Genomic DNA, 1,188 nt, shown 5'->3' on the forward strand with positions numbered 1-1,188 from the left:
CGCCATGATTTGGTTTTCAGTAGAAGAGGAAGGCATGGGGGCAGAGGCGCAGAGGGGCAGAGGAGAAAGTTGTTGTAGGTTTGTCCCCTCTGCACCCCTGCACCCCTGCACCCCTGCAAGCCCTAGTAAAGACTCTTCTCAATCGCAGAATCCCCTAGTAAAAATCGCCGACGCAAGGGCGAGGGCAACGGGTCTACTCACTGGCGCATCATTACTAGAAATGGCAAGGACTACCCGCAAGCCTTTTTTTATTTTTACAGAGCATAAAAAATTATCAAATATCTAACTGAAGTGGTAAAATCTTCTGGAATTCGCTTCTGTGCATTTGTAGTTTTGTACAGATTGTAAATAGTACCATTCATTAAACCATTCTCTGTAGCAGCTATGCATATTAGTATTGCAGACGCACTGAAGAAACGCTTCCATGCAGCCTGTGTTTTGAGAGGGCTGAAGATGAGTCAAGTCATAGCAGAGTTAATCGAGCAATGGCTGGAAACTTATGAAGCACAGTCATCTACTGAATTGTAGAGTAAAGGAACAGTCATGAATTAAAGTTTTGTTGTTGTACTACTGGCTCACTATGAAGCGGGTGGGTACGCCATACCACTATGTAAATAAGAGATTTATCAGTAAACCAAAAAGTTTTTTAGAAGCCTTAGCATTATGAACGAATCTGTAAATAAACCAGATAATGAAGCGATCGAAGTATTTTTCTCCTATGCTCACGAGGATGAAGACTTACGGAATGAACTAGCAAAGCACCTCAAGCTCCTGGAGCGAAACAAAGTAATTAAAGGATGGTATGACCGTGACATTACAGGAGGGAAAGAGTGGAAAGGTGAGATTGAAAAGCAGTTGAATGCAGCTCAGATTATTCTGCTACTAATCAGTTCCGATTTTCTGGGTTCAGACTTTTGCTGGAGTGTGGAATTAAAGCGGGCAATGGAACGACATGAAACCGGAGAAGCCCGTGTGATTCCAATTATTTTGCGGGAAGTAGATTGGCATGAAGCCCCCTTCGGGAAGTTACAAGCGTTACCCAAAAATGCTGAACCCGTAAAAAAATTTGCAGATCGAGATCAAGCATTTGCAGACATTACTAGAGGTATTCGTAGGGTGGTGAATGAGTTATCAACCGGAAATAAATAATTAATATTAACAAATACTGTTAAAACATCAGAAAAATAT

Annotated in this window: 3 protein-coding genes; all 3 read left to right on the plus strand. The window is 41.8% G+C overall.

Going from position 1 to position 1,188, the window contains the following annotated elements; genetic code table 11:
• Positions 1-286 (plus strand): hypothetical protein (locus GNF10_RS38190; protein WP_221644712.1); only part of this gene is annotated, 286 nt, incomplete at its 5' end.
• Positions 287-384: 98 nt separating this feature from the next.
• Positions 385-528 (plus strand): plasmid partition protein ParG, encoded by a 144-nt coding sequence (locus tag GNF10_RS36985; RefSeq protein WP_185587906.1) that lies wholly within the window; start codon positions 385-387, stop codon positions 526-528.
• A 135-nt stretch (positions 529-663) separates the two neighbouring features.
• Positions 664-1,149, plus strand: a complete 486-nt coding sequence (locus GNF10_RS36990; protein ID WP_221644713.1) for a toll/interleukin-1 receptor domain-containing protein — start codon at positions 664-666, stop codon at positions 1,147-1,149.
• The last annotated feature ends 39 nt before the right edge of the window (positions 1,150-1,188 follow it).

This window comes from Nostoc sp. UCD121 (assembly GCF_014222285.1).
Lineage (GTDB): Bacteria > Cyanobacteriota > Cyanobacteriia > Cyanobacteriales > Nostocaceae > Nostoc.

Excerpts from the sequence above, each read along its gene's own strand:
- GNF10_RS36985 (WP_185587906.1), top strand. The coding sequence starts at position 385 with ATGCATATTAGTATTGCAGACGCACTGAAGAAACGCTTCCATGCAGCC.
- GNF10_RS36990 (WP_221644713.1), top strand. The coding sequence starts at position 664 with ATGAACGAATCTGTAAATAAACCAGATAATGAAGCGATCGAAGTATTT.